At 60.8% G+C, this 13,534-nt stretch carries 15 protein-coding genes; 1 reads left to right on the top strand and 14 read right to left on the bottom strand.

The window, feature by feature from the left end; genetic code table 11:
- From ASD50_RS12935 to ASD50_RS12920, 5 genes are all read right to left on the bottom strand, one after another.
- Nucleotides 1–527 (bottom strand): phage antirepressor N-terminal domain-containing protein (locus tag ASD50_RS12935; RefSeq protein ID WP_056241814.1); only part of this gene is annotated, 527 nt, incomplete at its 3' end.
- A gap of 353 nt (nt 528–880) precedes the next feature.
- Complete coding sequence (locus ASD50_RS12930; protein WP_056241812.1) at nt 881–1,477, bottom strand: lysozyme; 597 nt, start codon at nt 1,475–1,477, stop codon at nt 881–883.
- Complete coding sequence (locus ASD50_RS23110) at nt 1,467–1,691, bottom strand: hypothetical protein (RefSeq protein ID WP_156465077.1); 225 nt, start codon at nt 1,689–1,691, stop codon at nt 1,467–1,469. The genes ASD50_RS12930 and ASD50_RS23110 overlap by 11 nt, the downstream gene beginning before the upstream one ends.
- 131 nt (nt 1,692–1,822) lie before the next feature.
- Nucleotides 1,823–2,233 (bottom strand): hypothetical protein, encoded by a 411-nt coding sequence (locus tag ASD50_RS12925; RefSeq protein WP_244484511.1) that lies wholly within the window; start codon nt 2,231–2,233, stop codon nt 1,823–1,825.
- On the bottom strand, nt 2,233–3,342 hold the full coding sequence (locus tag ASD50_RS12920) for a hypothetical protein (RefSeq protein WP_056241805.1): 1,110 nt from the start codon (nt 3,340–3,342) through the stop codon (nt 2,233–2,235). The genes ASD50_RS12925 and ASD50_RS12920 overlap by 1 nt, the downstream gene beginning before the upstream one ends.
- A gap of 69 nt (nt 3,343–3,411) precedes the next feature.
- Between ASD50_RS12920 and ASD50_RS12915 the strand changes: the two genes are divergently transcribed.
- Nucleotides 3,412–3,738, top strand: a complete 327-nt coding sequence (locus ASD50_RS12915; protein WP_056241802.1) for a hypothetical protein — start codon at nt 3,412–3,414, stop codon at nt 3,736–3,738.
- Nucleotides 3,739–3,931: 193 nt separating this feature from the next.
- Here ASD50_RS12915 and ASD50_RS12910 read toward each other — a convergent pair whose 3' ends face one another.
- The 9 genes from ASD50_RS12910 to ASD50_RS12870 form a co-directional block, all read right to left on the bottom strand.
- On the bottom strand, nt 3,932–6,007 hold the full coding sequence (locus ASD50_RS12910; RefSeq protein ID WP_056241799.1) for a hypothetical protein: 2,076 nt from the start codon (nt 6,005–6,007) through the stop codon (nt 3,932–3,934).
- Nucleotides 6,007–8,148 (bottom strand): hypothetical protein, encoded by a 2,142-nt coding sequence (locus ASD50_RS12905; protein WP_056241788.1) that lies wholly within the window; start codon nt 8,146–8,148, stop codon nt 6,007–6,009. Before ASD50_RS12905 ends, ASD50_RS12910 begins: the two co-directional genes overlap by 1 nt.
- The gene (locus ASD50_RS12900; RefSeq protein WP_056241785.1) at nt 8,148–8,360 is read right to left on the bottom strand and encodes a hypothetical protein; all 213 of its coding nucleotides are present in this window, start codon (nt 8,358–8,360) and stop codon (nt 8,148–8,150) included. The genes ASD50_RS12905 and ASD50_RS12900 overlap by 1 nt, the downstream gene beginning before the upstream one ends.
- On the bottom strand, nt 8,360–9,457 hold the full coding sequence (locus tag ASD50_RS12895) for a tail fiber domain-containing protein (protein WP_056241783.1): 1,098 nt from the start codon (nt 9,455–9,457) through the stop codon (nt 8,360–8,362). Before ASD50_RS12895 ends, ASD50_RS12900 begins: the two co-directional genes overlap by 1 nt.
- Nucleotides 9,429–9,917, bottom strand: coding sequence for a GNAT family N-acetyltransferase (locus tag ASD50_RS12890; RefSeq protein ID WP_056241778.1), 489 nt, complete (start codon nt 9,915–9,917; stop codon nt 9,429–9,431). Before ASD50_RS12890 ends, ASD50_RS12895 begins: the two co-directional genes overlap by 29 nt.
- The gene (locus ASD50_RS12885; protein WP_056241775.1) at nt 9,917–11,515 is read right to left on the bottom strand and encodes a hypothetical protein; all 1,599 of its coding nucleotides are present in this window, start codon (nt 11,513–11,515) and stop codon (nt 9,917–9,919) included. Before ASD50_RS12885 ends, ASD50_RS12890 begins: the two co-directional genes overlap by 1 nt.
- A complete protein-coding gene (locus ASD50_RS12880) occupies nt 11,512–12,213 on the bottom strand; it encodes a hypothetical protein (protein WP_056241773.1) in 702 nt (233 codons plus the stop codon). Before ASD50_RS12880 ends, ASD50_RS12885 begins: the two co-directional genes overlap by 4 nt.
- Nucleotides 12,214–12,215: 2 nt before the next feature.
- Nucleotides 12,216–12,968: an Ish1 domain-containing protein gene (locus ASD50_RS12875; RefSeq protein WP_056241770.1), complete on the bottom strand. Its 753-nt coding sequence runs from the start codon at nt 12,966–12,968 to the stop codon at nt 12,216–12,218.
- Nucleotides 12,969–13,033: 65 nt separating this feature from the next.
- On the bottom strand, nt 13,034–13,522 hold the full coding sequence (locus ASD50_RS12870) for a hypothetical protein (RefSeq protein WP_200952407.1): 489 nt from the start codon (nt 13,520–13,522) through the stop codon (nt 13,034–13,036).
- Between the last annotated feature and the right edge of the window lie 12 nt (nt 13,523–13,534).

The following is a 13,534-nucleotide window of genomic DNA, read 5'->3' as shown; positions in this document are numbered from 1 at the left end:
CGGCTCTGCTCAATCATGGCCGGGACCGTTGGCAAGCCAAGCTGGAACCAAAGTTGGCCCGATGCCTTGGCTCCGAACGTCTGACGACATTCTGTGACAAGGCGCACCTTCATCCCGTCCGGGTTGGCCGTTTCCTCATGATCTTCGAGGACAAGAGGCTCGGCGGTGTGCTTGGCACCCTTGTAGAAGTGCTTGAAAAGCACACCGTAGCATTCCCGCTGGTAGAGGATGACCTTCTCACGCACCGCATCGTCCTTGATCCGGGACGAGTCGATGGTGAAAAGCCAGCCGTTGACCAGTTCCATCTTCAGGCAAAGGCAATCTTGGCCACCGCCAGGACCGAAAGGTGTATGCATGACACATATACCTTCCGACAGAATCGGGTCGCGCTTGACGCGCTGCTCCTGGCCCGACCAGTTCATGCCGATGCTTTCAACGATAGGCTTCAGGGCAACGAACACGCCGTCGTCGTTCTCAAAGCCGTAAAGTTGATCGCCACGAAAGTTGACAGTTACAATCTGTCCCATGTTAATGGGTTCCTTGTGCTTGGAGCGCCCTACGCGCTCCATGGACGCGAGAGGGGGAGGTACTTCGGCGTCCAAGCGAAAGGACCTCTCCCCTCTCCACTCCGGGTAGGGACCGGAGCATTCCCGTTTCCGGGAACTCAAATCATGCTTTGTTCTCAAAAAGCTGACAGGAAACGGACTCCCAATGCAAGTCCGCTAGCCCAGTATCGGTGTGAAGATCGGGCTTTTGGGGATAACGGGCACAACTCCCCGATAGTGTTGCAATGCGATTCATATCGCCAACCACCACCAGAACAGTGCAGCCAAGGCAGCCACGGTGAACAGGCCACCAGCAACGGCGATGAGCGCGGTTTTCATTGGACCCCCGACACGCAAAGCTCTCCTTCGCCGATCCGGGTCGCATCACCCATCTCGCGGCGGTTTGCGAGGCCAACGATCATCTTGCCGCCGGCCTTGTTGAACGCCGTGGCGGCAACGCAACTGGAATAATACTGGTCGAGCCGCCCCAGCTTCGCCGCGGTGGACTTGCAGCCCGCCCCGATGCCAACATTGTAGGAGAGCGACAGCATCATCGCCCGCCACGACAGCGGCTTGACGCCGAAGCCGTCGATGCACTTGACCAGCGCCGGCCGGAAATCCTTGGTGAGCCGCTTCCGCAGGCGCTTCTTGCAACCCTCCGGCGTCTCGACCATGCCCTTGCGCACGTTCTCGGTGTCGCCGTTGCAGATGGTCCAGACCGGCGGCTTGGCAATCACGTCGAGATAGGCGCGCAGTTCCTCGCCTTCCCACGGCTTGACCAGATATTCCGATGCCAGCACCACATCATCAGGTATGGGCGGCTCACCGGGCCGCACGACATACCAGAGGCCGCCGATGGAGGTTGAGGCCGCAACAACGGCAGCAATCGCCGCCTTGGCGCGCTTGGAGGGTGTGAGGCGCTTATTCAGCATCGTCGCGGCCTCCCAATGCCTGGTCGACAAGCCGAGCCATAGCCACGGCGAAACCGAGAACGCCGTTGAGGACGGCAAGCCAGATCGGCGGCATCACCAGCGCCCCGGTGATAATCGAGACGGTGATTGCCAATGCGTTCAAAAGGGCGATGACGATCGCCAGGCGCACCGTCCACGCATAGCGCAGCACGGCCCGCCAGTTGCGGACGAGCATGGTTTGTTCCTCGTTGTTGTCAGGAATTGTCAGGGTGGCTAGGTTGCCGCGTGGCTTTCCAGAGAGGCTGCAAAGGCCGGCGCGCTATTGATCCCACATCCGCTAGCGCGTCGGCTGCCTGGCGCGTTCGGCTAAATCTCAGCCGCAGCCGTGAAGAACGCATCCACCTGCTCAGGCGTGAAGCCGAGCGCGGCGAATCCTGCGGCCATCATGGGTTCGGTGCGAACAAAGGTGCCGGAATTGGCGTAGGCGATCTGGACGGCCTGCGATTGCGTGGCGATCCAGCCTTCGACAGAATCCAGCAAGCCAGCCGCAAGAAGCTGGAGCTTGAACTGACGGGCCGTTACCCGGTCGGGGATTACTGGTTCAGGCGGGACGTAAGCCGCTACCTCGCCCTGAATGGCCTGCGCATAGATGGCGGGGCCGTATTCGGTGATGTCATCAGGGGAGGCCGTGAACGGTATCCAGCCGAGTTGAGGATGGTTGATTTCAACGTCGATGGTGCCAACGCCGTTATAGGTCGGGTTGCGGAACTCGATCATTATGAAACCCTCAGGAAAAGCGTGGTATTGGGAGATGCAGCGGTATTGCCAACGCTTCGCCATGTGCCGCTGAGAGCCAGAGCGGCAGCCGTGACGCCACCAGCCGAAGCGATATAAACCAGCTTCAGATTGCTCCCGGCTGTGGTGTTGCCTGTACTCACGGAACCCGAGCCGATCTGTGCGATCGCATAGGTACCTACATCACCCTGCCCGAGCGCGGCATTGCCTGCGCCATAGTCAACCGAGATGCTTTGGAATGTCGGCAGCGCGCCCGCGCCGTTCGAGGTAAGCACCTGTCCCGAGGAGCCTACACTTGCAATCGACTGTTGAGCCGCCGTGGTTGTCGTACCGCCGCAGAGGACTGCATAGGCAGTGTGCGACGATCTGCCCGTTCCACCATCTGCAACAGCAACATCGGTGCCGCCTACGATGTAATAGAGCGTATCGAAGTAGGTCTTGAGCGTGGCCTTGAGCGTGTTGACGGCATTTAACCACGAGAGCCTTTTCAGGCCGTTCGATGCTGCGCTGTCCACCAAGCCGAGTTCATCAGCATCAACAGGCGTCGTCTTGGACGCCGCCGCGTGAATGCTGCCAGCTATATTCCCTGAGATATCCGATATTGGGACAATCGGGGTCCCGTCTGCCTTCGTATACCTCACCACCCGCCAGTTGCCCGATCCGAGAGAAAGCAGTTCCGCGGCGTCTCCTGCGGCGGTGGTGATGTTCGCGCCGCCCGGCAGGATGAGGCTTGAAGCGTTGTGAGTGAGGGTCAAGGCACCTGCGAATGTCAGAAGGCGACGAGCGCCCGCCGCCACCGTCCCAAAGCCGGTGATCGTCGTTGTGCCGGTGATCGTGACGGCAACGCCGGTTGCCAGCGCCAGGTTGGTCGTTGTCGCGCTGGCGATGTTTGAGCCCTGCGTCGAGAGCTTGTCAGAAGCCCCAACAGCCGTATTGGCACCAGTGCCGCCCGCCACAATAGGTCGAGCCGTGTTGGCGTCCTGCTCCATGTCTGCCGTGAAGGCATTCCAGTCGGCAGACTCGATAGTGGTGTCAGGCGATGCGTCAATGCCCGCAGGCTTCGAATAGACACCGTTGCCGTCTCTAGGCATGGGCATGCTCCATGGAAAACCGCTGACAGGCGGTCTATTGTTGGTTCGGGTTGGGGAGGTTGGTTGCAGATGGCTACGACAGACGAAGCGATCTATTTGGCTCTCAAGTCAGCCAAGATGCTTGAGGGTAAGCTTAGCGAGAACCGCGCGAATGACGTTGTAGCGCGTGGCAATCTGCACGGCGAACTTGGCTACCACGACGACGGAAACGAAAGGATCTACAATCTAGACGATCAGACGCGGGACAGGTTGATTGTTCATGGCAGGCAGGACGCCGCCCATGCCTTGCTCAACACCATTTCGCTGTTGAAGATTCAGGAGCAGCACCAGAAGTGGAACCGCAGGCTTTTGATAATCTGCGCTGTTGTGCTAGTGATAATCCTCTTTCGAGGTTAGGCGATCCGCCATCATGAGCCGCAACACCGTTCTTCAGATCATAGCCGCCCTGATCACCGTCGCCGTCCTGGCCGGCATCCATCAGGGTGCGGGTTGGTTTGCCAGATGGGTTGGGCCACAGTTTACAGCTGGGCTTGTGTGCGGAATGGTGCTGATGTGTGCCGCCTTCCTGGTCGCCAACAAGATTGACCGCTCAGCGATTGGTCGCGGACGAGAGCAACAGCGCTCGCGCGATGTTATCGACCTTTGAAGCCGATAGCCCCGATCCCCGGTTTGCCTTCATAAGCGCGTCGATGATCTGACCGTCACCCTGTGTCAGCACCCGACCGATATGGCCTCGCGAAGCATCGCTTTTGACGGCTCGCAGCGCCTCAACGATGTTATCAAGCCCCTTTATGCCTGCCGCGCGCACCGCGCCGCCCGGACCACCTGCCATGAAGGCCTCACGTGCGCCAAAGCCCCCCGGCTCACCAGTGAGCATCCGCTGAGCGCTGATGCGAGCGCCGGATTCGGAGTTGCGGGTTACGTGGTCCGATGTTTCCTTAAAGAGGTTTTCACGGTCCAGCAGATCGATGATCTTCCCCGCCTTCTCCTTGCCAAACAGCGTCGAGAGGCGTGCGCGGTTCCAGTCGCCTTCGCCTTTGATGATATTCTTCAAGGCAACGCGATCATTGGCCTTCGTGCCTACGATGCGCTCGATTTCTGCACGGGCACCTTGACGCAGGCGGAGTGGCACGGCGGATGGGCCTATCTGCTTGCCCTGCGGCAAGGCCCCCTGCTTGAATTCTTCGGCAAGCTCAATGGGGCGAGGGGCTTCGCGCCCATCCCCCAAAACGGTCTGCCCACGCTGCAAGGCTGTTTTCTGGCGAGCGAGTTCCGCATAGTTCGCGTCTGCCTCTTTCACCAATGGAGCAGCGTCCGTCAGGGCGTCATCGATAGCCTGGCGCGTTGTCTGCAACGCATTCCGTTCATTGCTTCCCTTTGCCGCCTCGATCATGTCGTCAATGGCCATGCGCGTTTGCAGCAGCACGTTGGGATCAGTTTCAAGCTGTTCGGTGCCGGTTTTGTTCAGCATCGAACGGGCCTTCTGAACGGCACGCTGTGCGTCGCCGCGTAGGACCTGTCCCTCTTTGTCCAGATAGCGAGCAATCCCGCCGATCTTGGCGGGCGGGGCACCACGGAACGACTCGCGGTACTGCGGCCCCAGGCGCTGCTGGTTCCGCTCGATGCGTGCTTCCACCTTGGATGGCACAGGCGTCACGCCAAGTTCATCGTTGAGGGTGGACCGAATGCGCCAGTTGGAAGCCTCGTCGCGGGCTTGAACCGCGCTCTTGATGACCTGCTTGGCTTCGCCCGGCAACGAGAACAGGCCCGCCCCAAGGTTCTTCATGTTCGGGCCAAGGTCCATCAGCATGCCGTCTGGTCCGAGTTTCTGAAGTTCCGCATGGGCGCTGGCGTCAAGCGCATCCTCACCGAAGGCCTTGGCAAGGAACTTCGTGGCAACCTTGTCGGCTCCGATGCTGCGCGCCACGCTGCCAAGCTGAAGGTTGTCGGCAACGGACTTGACGCCTTGGCCAATCAGGGGCGCGATAACTGGTCCGGCGACACCCGCCGCTCCTCCTTGAAATGCCCCATACGCCGTAGCTTCCGCATCACCGCCTGAGCGAACGGCGCTATCTGCCCCGCCAAGCCCAGCGCCGCTAAGGCCGCTCGCTGCCATGCGAATACCCAGCGGACCGGCACCAACACCGAATGCTGCCGGGGCGAAACGGATAAGCGGCAGCGTCCCGGCAACAGCACCCGTCACACGGCCAGCGGTGGAGGCTATCGGATGCTTCCTCTCAACGTCTTCGGCCATCCGGCCCATGTCGTCATAGACCTCGCCAAAGGTCGCATCGGTCGTAGCCGCTGGAATGATTGACGCAGCGCCCTTCGTGATGGCGGTGAGGGCCGGGCCGGCAACCGGAACACCATCCACGCCACCGAGTGCGAAGGCTGCGGGGCCATCGAGCGCGGTTTCCTTGTGCTGCCTGGTAACCTCTCCGCTCTGCGGATCGTAACCCTCCACGCCGGGAGGCTGGTATTGCGGTACGCCGGCAGGCTGGTTAGTGGCAGCGTCCACCTTGAAGTTGGTGATCCCCAACTTAGCGTCGAACTCCGCGCGCGGAATATCCGAATAGAACTTCTGGTAGAACGCATCGGCAAACGCCTTGTCGTCCATATCCTCGTACTGCGGATATTTCGCGCGGATTTCTGCGAGAGAGGCCATCAGCGAATTCCCAATGGATCGTTTTCTGTGGTTGCGCCCTGATAAGCCGGCCCAGCCGCGCGGATCATGCCGTCAAGAACGGTCTGCCGGTTCTTGCGCTTCTGGTCCAGCACCTCAGGGGTATCGCCCGGCATCGGGAAATACTGCTTGTTGGCGTCCGCGAACTCGGAGGGCGAAATTATCGCACCAGACTCGCGACGAAGCACAGCATTGATGAAGTTGCGACGGGCCTGGGCGAACTTCTTGAACGGCTCACTTGTCAGGAAGCCTTCGGCCACGTCGGGAACGTAATCGTTGTCCGTTATCGCCTGTCCCCACACACTCGCGCCGGCTTCAGGAACGGCATCCATATCCTTCAACGCATCGGTCATGCGATCCGCAAAGGTCGCCGCGTCGGTCTGTTCCTTGTTCATGGGCTTTTCTGGCTTCGGCCCGGTGATCGGGATCATGCCCGGTCGCGCTGGCTGAGTGCCCTGCGGTGGCGCGGACGGTGCGGGAGGCGGCGCTGGCGCATCCTGCGGTGCCGCCGGGGCTGGACCCGGTTGCTGGAAGATGCCATCCGGCGTCATGAACATGATCGACCCATCTGCAGGGTTCGAAATCGTCTTGCCGGCTGCCAATTGCTGGGCTTGGTCGGGCGTCAGTTTCCCACTGTCCATCAGGCCGTTCAGCGCCTGAGCTTCGACCGACTTGCCTTCGAACCTGAACTGGCCGGTTGATGCTGGCTTGTTGACGACCTTCGTTTCGCCCGTTGACGGGCTGTACAGCGTGTTGTCGTCCAGCTTCTGCCAATCCTTGGTCGGCGCATCGATTTCGCGCTGAAGCTTCTTGATCTGCATCTGGCGCAGCGGATCGGCGTTCTGCATCTGCTGCTGCATCAAGGCATCCACGATGCCGCGCTGACTATCGTTCAGGAACGGATCATTGGCCGTTTCCATAAGCATCTGCAATGAAGGCCCGCCCTGCGGCCCGTACTGGATAGCTCCACCGGTGCCACCTGCCATTGCAGGGATTTGCGACAGGTCCTGGCCTTGCGGCTGGGACTGTTGCTGCAACATGGCCTGTGCGATCTGCTGATTGCCGCCCTGCGGCGGGGCGACCGGTGCCGAGACAGGCGCTTGAGGTGCTGGTGCTGCCGGTGTGGGGACAGATCCATTCGGTGCGTTCATCTTCGCCCACGTTTCGGGCGTCATGCCTGATTTGGCATATTCCTCCGGCATCGGGCGCATGGCTTCGGCCACACCGGCAGATGGGTCGAGCGAAGCAACCTGAACCGGCGCTTGACGCTCGATGGCAGCAACGGCAGGTGACGCACTCCCGCCGTTCTGGAAGTCGTTCACGATCTGAACCATTTCGGAATAGGGGACGTTCTTGAAGCCCTCCCATTCCGACCTCAGGGCTGCGACTTTGCCCTCCATCGTGCTCTGGCCCGCGAGACGGTTCTTCGCGAGATGCGAGGCAATGGCGTCCTGCGTGTCCTTGTTGAACGGCATGTTCAGATCAAGGCCCATTTCATCGACGGCGTTGCGCAGCGTTTTGCCTACGATCTGGTGCCGTCCCATCGGGGTTGCCACGCGACCGATCTGGCCCTTGACGCTCTGCGCGTATGGTCCGTTCGGGTCGGCAAAGGCCAGCGCATCCTTGATTGACATGCCAGATACGCGCGTGCCGGCGAAGGCCTTCCCCTCACGCTGGGAATGACCAAACAGCGTGTCGTAATCGCCGCCGCCTTCTGTCCGGTCGGTAGCGGCGAGGAATGACGACGGGAGCGAACTTGCATCCGAGCGCGCGAAGTCAAGCCGGCTGGGAAGGTTCGGGTCATCCCGCTTGGTGACGCGCGGAACCGCGGTTGATGACGTGGACGCGCCCGGCGCATTCGGAAAGGCCTTCTGTCCAGCGAGTGCCCCGGCAATGTTGTTCATCGCGGCGGATGCATGGTTCTGGCCTGCCTTTTCCCCCGCACCGATCTTGCCCATAAGGCTACGGTAGAGAATGGCGTTACCGATCGATTGCAGACCTTCGCCAACATTCTGAGGCGCACGTCTGTTCGCGGCCACCATTGCATCAGCCAGTTCCCGCATGCGGGCCAACTGTGCCGGCGTCTTGGCCTCCTGGCCTTCTCCGAAGATGAAAGAGCGCATCAGTAAACCCCTCCACGGCCCATGCCGAATAGCGAGCCGAGTTTTACAGGCGCTCCCCCGGGTGCCTTGGGGAACTGCCTCTGTCGATAGGCTATCGCATCCGCAACCGCCTGCATGCCCGAACCGAGATCGGTCGGCATGTTCATGGCCAGCGCAGCTTTCTCGGGATCTACCTTCGGGGTCTTTCCCGGCGTGATCAGGAAAGAGCGCATCAGGCAGCTTTCCCCATACCGAAGACGCTGCCCATGGGAAGCGCCTTGCTATAATCAACGGCCATGTGTCCCGACTTCATGGGAACGATGGCTTCAGGATGCTTTTTCTTCACCTCTTGCGCCATAAGGCCGATCTGCATCGGGCCCCCGGCCTTGTACCGATAGGAATAGAGGTTCTGCCCATCCTCAGTCTTGCCAACCTTCTTGATGTCGGTCTTCAGCCTGCGGTCTGATGCCATGATCATCGAACCGCCCAAGCCGAACAGACCGCCAAGCACGTTCTGCGCCGCGCCGGCCTTCTGCTGGTAGGCGGCAAGCTTCTGGTTGTAGTTCTCGTTAATCAGGCCCGCCACGTCCGTTGTCGGGATACTCGGCATGTTGGCATTGACGAAATTCGGGTTCGACACCTGCGAACCGGACATGAGGGCCGTTATCTCGTTGATCGGCTGGTTGCGACCGGCGAAAGCCTCCTGCATGGCCTGTGCGCGGGTGGAGTTGTTCAACTGCGTCAGGCGGGACTGCTCCTGCCCGGCGCTGAGGATCGCCCCAAGCCGCGCATCGTTCACAGCGCTGTTGTTGTCGTTCATCGCCCGCGAGTAGGCGTCGGAACCCATCTGGATACCGGAGTTGGCAAGCTGCGTTTCCAGCCGCGTGCGATCCTGATCCATTTTCGGCTGGAGCCGGGCCATCAAGGCGTCTTCGACCTTCTGCCGGTCTGCCGAGAAATCCGTTGTCAGCGATGGGGCATCGACGCTGTTCGGGTCGAACGGCTTCGCCAGGATATCGTTCAACCTGCCCGACTGATCCTTGGCGAGGGTCGCAAGGTTGATCTGCGCCTGATCGGTCTGGTTCTTCATCTGCTGCTGCGCTTCGGAAAGCGTCTGCGTGGCAGTGAAGGTCGGGATATCGTAGCTTTTGCCGGTGTACGGGTCGTTCCACTTGTACGTGCCGGTCTGGTTGTAGTTCAGGGTGCCGTCAGGCGTGACCTGGTTGACGTTGCCCATGAACGCATTGGCGACCGCCGTGCCGACATTGGTTGATGTGGACGCCGCCGAAGTTTCCTTCGGATCAGGCGGCTTGGGTGCTGATTTTCCCATCGTCTATTCCCTTGCGGTGTTCATGGTGGAAGCCGTTGGCTCGCCATGCGTCATCAGTCAGCGTGAAAAGGATTTGGTCTTCATTCCGGCCAGCGAGGCGAGGAATGCGGTATTCATCGAACCCGTAGGCCCGCATGATGCGATGGAGCCGGGTGTTCTTTTCCGAGACGCGGAACACGGCCAACTGGCATCCCAACTGGTTGAACACATACGAGAACAGTTCGAGCAGGACGCGGCGCGGGAGCCACCTTGCCGAACTCGACGCTCCGGAAACCTCAATGACGCCCGATTCCGGCTCGTAGTTGTGGAAGACAGCGGCACCGAGCAATTCGCCGTCCGCAAACACGCCAAGCGACGTGAACGACACGAACGGGCGCGGAAGGCCGATCCTGATCCTCACCCACTCCCCGAGCGCGGCATTCAATCCGGGCTCGCGCGTGCTGCCCCATAGGATTTCCATCAGGTGACGATGCCGCCACGGTCGTAGAGCAGATCGATGGACACCAGTTCGGCATCAGGCGTTGCGGTCACGCCGCAAGTGACCTGAATTTGCCAGGACACCGCATATCCGGTGCGCCCTATGGAGCGCCACTGAACCCTTGCCGTCCGGTTTGCCAAGGCGGCATCCCACTTGGCCTGATCCCACTTGCCAACGTCCCACAGGCTGAGCGCTCCGCCATCCGGGGCGGAATTGGGAGCCGCAGGGAATACCGTCTGGTAGTTGACCGAGACGGACACGCGCGAATTGAAATCCCGGCTGGCCAGCCATGTTTCACGGGCCATGCGAACGGTCTTGGTCTGCCCGGGCGACTTCAGGTGATCGAACTGTGCGGCGATCTGCACGGTGTAGATTTGGCCGTCGTCGTTTCCTCCGATTTCGGCCTGCATGACCTTGCCGTCAGAGGTGCCGAAGTAGGCCCACTTATTGTGCAGGACGAGGCAGTTGGTGTCCCATCCGGTGTAATCGGCCCATGCACCGGTTTCGAGATTGACCACGAAGCACATGGCGGGAGCGGTGGTGGTGACCGGCAGCGACACGATGCCCATGTTGTAGCGAGGGAACTTGATGAACTCCCACGGCTTGCCGCCGCGCGCCATCACCTCACGCCGCCAATCCGGCTCAATGTTGCGGCTTACCGCAGCAAGCGAGAGCGCGGCAGGGTCTTTCGAAACCACCTGCGATATCGGCACGATGCCGTCTTCGGTCAGGATGAGCAGATCGCCACCAACCGGCATCAGCGCTCTTTTCCCAAGAACGGGCGTGATGTCGTAACGGCCTTGCAAGCGCCAGTCGTTCGGGTCGCCCGGGTCGGCACCTTCGTAAACGGCAACCTCACCCTGATTGGAAATGAAGACGCAGCGGTCATCGATACCGTCGCCGGCATCCATCGACCATGTTCCGCCCGTCAACAGGGAGCCGCCATTCTGGAACACGCCTGCCAGGCTGATCTGTGTCGCGGCACCACCAAGCGAATTGACCGGCAGGCACCACGCATACATCGACCCGGACTGGATGAAGAACAGCCGGTTCCGGTAAGCCCACACATGGCTGAGCGTCGAAGTGGTTACACCGGTGATGGAAGGGGACGAAGCGCCGTCGATGGCCTGCCATGACGTGCCGTTGTAAAGCTGGAGCTTGTCCGAACCGTTGGCGAGGTAGAGGAATTCGCCCCCCACGGTCGAGAACTGCACTGCGGAATAGTAGCCCGCCGACTGCCCGGAGATATCGGCAGGAGGAACCACGGAAGGATCAGCCACCGACGAAACGTCATAGACCTTGGCCTGGGATGCCGCGAAGTGCTTGGCCGCTGACCCGGACACATAGGTGAACATCGAAAGGACCGGCCCGTCCAGCGTGGCTGTCTTGCGCGAGCCGCCGCGCACCCTCAGCCCGGTCTGTGTCGGGAAGGCGTTGACCAGAACCTTCGCCCCGAGCGGCTGAGCCGACGCAAGGTTCTCATTCGAAACCTTGCCCCGGATAGGCGCGGGAAAGGTGATCGTCTCCCCCTTCTGCTGCGCCTTGGCTGCTACGGGAACACGGCGAAAGCCCCGCCTCATGGCACCACCGCCACCGGATAGGCGATATCCACGTCATAGGGGACACGCTGCCGGCCAATGGTCAGCATCCGCGAACCCTTGTCGGCGCTGATGAGCTTCTCCTTCAGGTCTTCGTAGCTCGCCATGTCTTCGCCATAGGCAAGGCCCTTGTTGGCCTTCCACTGCCAGATCATGCCAAGTTTGAGCAGTTGGGCATTCAGCCTGAACGTGTCGCTGTCGGCTTCGAACGCATCCTTGTTGTCGCCGCTCTCGGGCTTCACGACCAGATTTGACTGATACCAGTGCTTTGCCGTCACGCCTGACGGTACAGCCGTTTTGATGTGGATCTGATCGCCGTAGATGATCCACGCCCCAAACAACATATCGAAGGCTTGAACCTCCATGCCCAGCCATTGGTCACGGTCGGTGATCGGTGTCAGCGGTCGGTTGATCGACGTTGACCAGACCTTGGCCTTGACCGGCATGCGGTCATAATCTTCCGGCAGGTTGAAATCTTCGGTCACCCCGTCGCCGGGATAACTCGCAATCGCTGCCAGCGTCTGCCAGTCGTAGGCCTTGGCGATCCTCGACGCCATTTCATTGGCGAGCGCCTTCAGTTCGATCTGCTCACGCTCCTGCCCCGCCATGACGACGGTCGGAACGTCGATGCCGATGACCGGGGCGACTTCCTTGATGATGTCGAGGATCGTCTTTGCCATTGTCAGGCGACTTTCTGCTTGTCGGCCAGTTCGGCGTTGGCTTCATCGGCCTTGGCGACCAGGGTTTCGCGATCCCATGCCGGATCACACTCGAAACCGCTGTCCTTCAGCCAGTTGCGAATGTCGTCATCCTCGAAATCATCGAAGGGCGACGGCTCAGCGTCCTTCTTGGCCTTCGCCTTTGCCTTGGTCGCGGCCTTCGGGGCCTGCGCCGAACGCAGTTCCTCGATTTCCCGCTGCATGTCTTCCATGCGGGTCTTGTAGGCTTCGTTCTCGGCGGCCAGCCGCGTCAGGTCGGCGGAACCGGAAGCCTTCTCCAGATAGGCTATGGCCTGGTTCTTGAGTTCGCGGCCTCCCATGCCCAGCATCTTGAGCGGACCACCGTCGAGCGCCGCCAGCGCTTCGGCTGACTTGACGTTGAGCGCCTTCAGTTCCGAGCGCTTGGCCTCGGTGAGGAACGGCAACTCAGATAGCGGCGTGCCGGAGCCCTGTTCGCTCAAGCCCTGCTTGAAGCGCTCATAGATCGGCTGGTATTCCTGCGCATAGGTGATCCACTCGCTGTCCCCGTTGGGCATCTTGCGCTGCTTGAACTTCTCGTGAGCCGGCGCGACCAGAACGGACTGCCTGTTGCCGGCGAATTTCACTTCCACGAACTCCCGGTCTTCAAAGATCGGGCGACCCTGCTTGCGGGTTTCGATGGGGTTTTCCACCGGCCTTGTGAAAAAGCGCGGGGCGATAAGATCGTCGTTTGCCATGTCGGCTATTCCTGTCTGAGAGGGTGCAAGGGAAAGGGGCGACCCGAAAGCCGCCCCTTGTCGAGTTACGCCGCTACGGCGTCATCCATCCACGGGCGGGCGAGTTCGATTTCAGCCAGCCCGGCAGAAGGCGTCCCGTCAGCGGATGCGAACTTCGCATTCTTGACGCGATCACCAGCGACCACGGCGTCATCCACCTGACCGGGAGTGCCGGTCGCGTAGACGTTGCCATCGTCAGCGACGGTGCCGGCCTTGACGACGCCCTTGCCGCTGATCTGGTACCAGCCGTACTTGTTGGCGACGGTGGCAGCCATTGCCACGGCAACCGGGCCGATGGCGTTGGCTGCAAGCAGCGTCGATGTGAAATCGTCCGCGTTGTAGGTAACGGCGGAGCCACGTACCGTAGAGCCGACGCCCTTCAGGTAGATGAATTCGCCGGCACCGTAGACCGGATCGGTTGCACGGATGATGTCTCCCAGCTTCCATGCGGCACTGTCGCCAACGGCGGCAATTGCAGGGAAGCCGAGGTTCGGGGTCATGGGAACGAATGCCATGATGTTTTGGCC

The organism is Mesorhizobium sp. Root552 (assembly GCF_001427285.1).
GTDB lineage: Bacteria > Pseudomonadota > Alphaproteobacteria > Rhizobiales > Rhizobiaceae > Mesorhizobium.
The sequence above is the reverse complement of the archived record's forward strand: the minus strand, read 5'-3'. Positions and strand labels throughout refer to the sequence as shown.

Bases quoted from the DNA above. Each gene is read 5' to 3' on its own strand.
- ASD50_RS12910 (WP_056241799.1), bottom strand. From the start codon at position 6,007: ATGGCCTCTCTCGCAGAAATCCGCGCGAAATATCCGCAGTACGAGGAT.
- ASD50_RS12930 (WP_056241812.1), bottom strand. From the start codon at position 1,477: ATGCTGAATAAGCGCCTCACACCCTCCAAGCGCGCCAAGGCGGCGATT.
- ASD50_RS12890 (WP_056241778.1), bottom strand. From the start codon at position 9,917: ATGGAAATCCTATGGGGCAGCACGCGCGAGCCCGGATTGAATGCCGCG.
- ASD50_RS12915 (WP_056241802.1), top strand. From the start codon at position 3,412: ATGGCTACGACAGACGAAGCGATCTATTTGGCTCTCAAGTCAGCCAAG.
- ASD50_RS12900 (WP_056241785.1), bottom strand. From the start codon at position 8,360: ATGCGCTCTTTCCTGATCACGCCGGGAAAGACCCCGAAGGTAGATCCC.
- ASD50_RS12925 (WP_244484511.1), bottom strand. From the start codon at position 2,233: ATGATCGAGTTCCGCAACCCGACCTATAACGGCGTTGGCACCATCGAC.
- ASD50_RS12875 (WP_056241770.1), bottom strand. From the start codon at position 12,968: ATGGCAAACGACGATCTTATCGCCCCGCGCTTTTTCACAAGGCCGGTG.
- ASD50_RS12870 (WP_200952407.1), bottom strand. From the start codon at position 13,522: ATGGCATTCGTTCCCATGACCCCGAACCTCGGCTTCCCTGCAATTGCC.
- ASD50_RS12905 (WP_056241788.1), bottom strand. From the start codon at position 8,148: ATGCGCTCTTTCATCTTCGGAGAAGGCCAGGAGGCCAAGACGCCGGCA.
- ASD50_RS12895 (WP_056241783.1), bottom strand. From the start codon at position 9,457: ATGGGAAAATCAGCACCCAAGCCGCCTGATCCGAAGGAAACTTCGGCG.
- ASD50_RS12880 (WP_056241773.1), bottom strand. From the start codon at position 12,213: ATGGCAAAGACGATCCTCGACATCATCAAGGAAGTCGCCCCGGTCATC.
- ASD50_RS23110 (WP_156465077.1), bottom strand. From the start codon at position 1,691: ATGCTCGTCCGCAACTGGCGGGCCGTGCTGCGCTATGCGTGGACGGTG.
- ASD50_RS12920 (WP_056241805.1), bottom strand. From the start codon at position 3,342: ATGCCTAGAGACGGCAACGGTGTCTATTCGAAGCCTGCGGGCATTGAC.
- ASD50_RS12885 (WP_056241775.1), bottom strand. From the start codon at position 11,515: ATGAGGCGGGGCTTTCGCCGTGTTCCCGTAGCAGCCAAGGCGCAGCAG.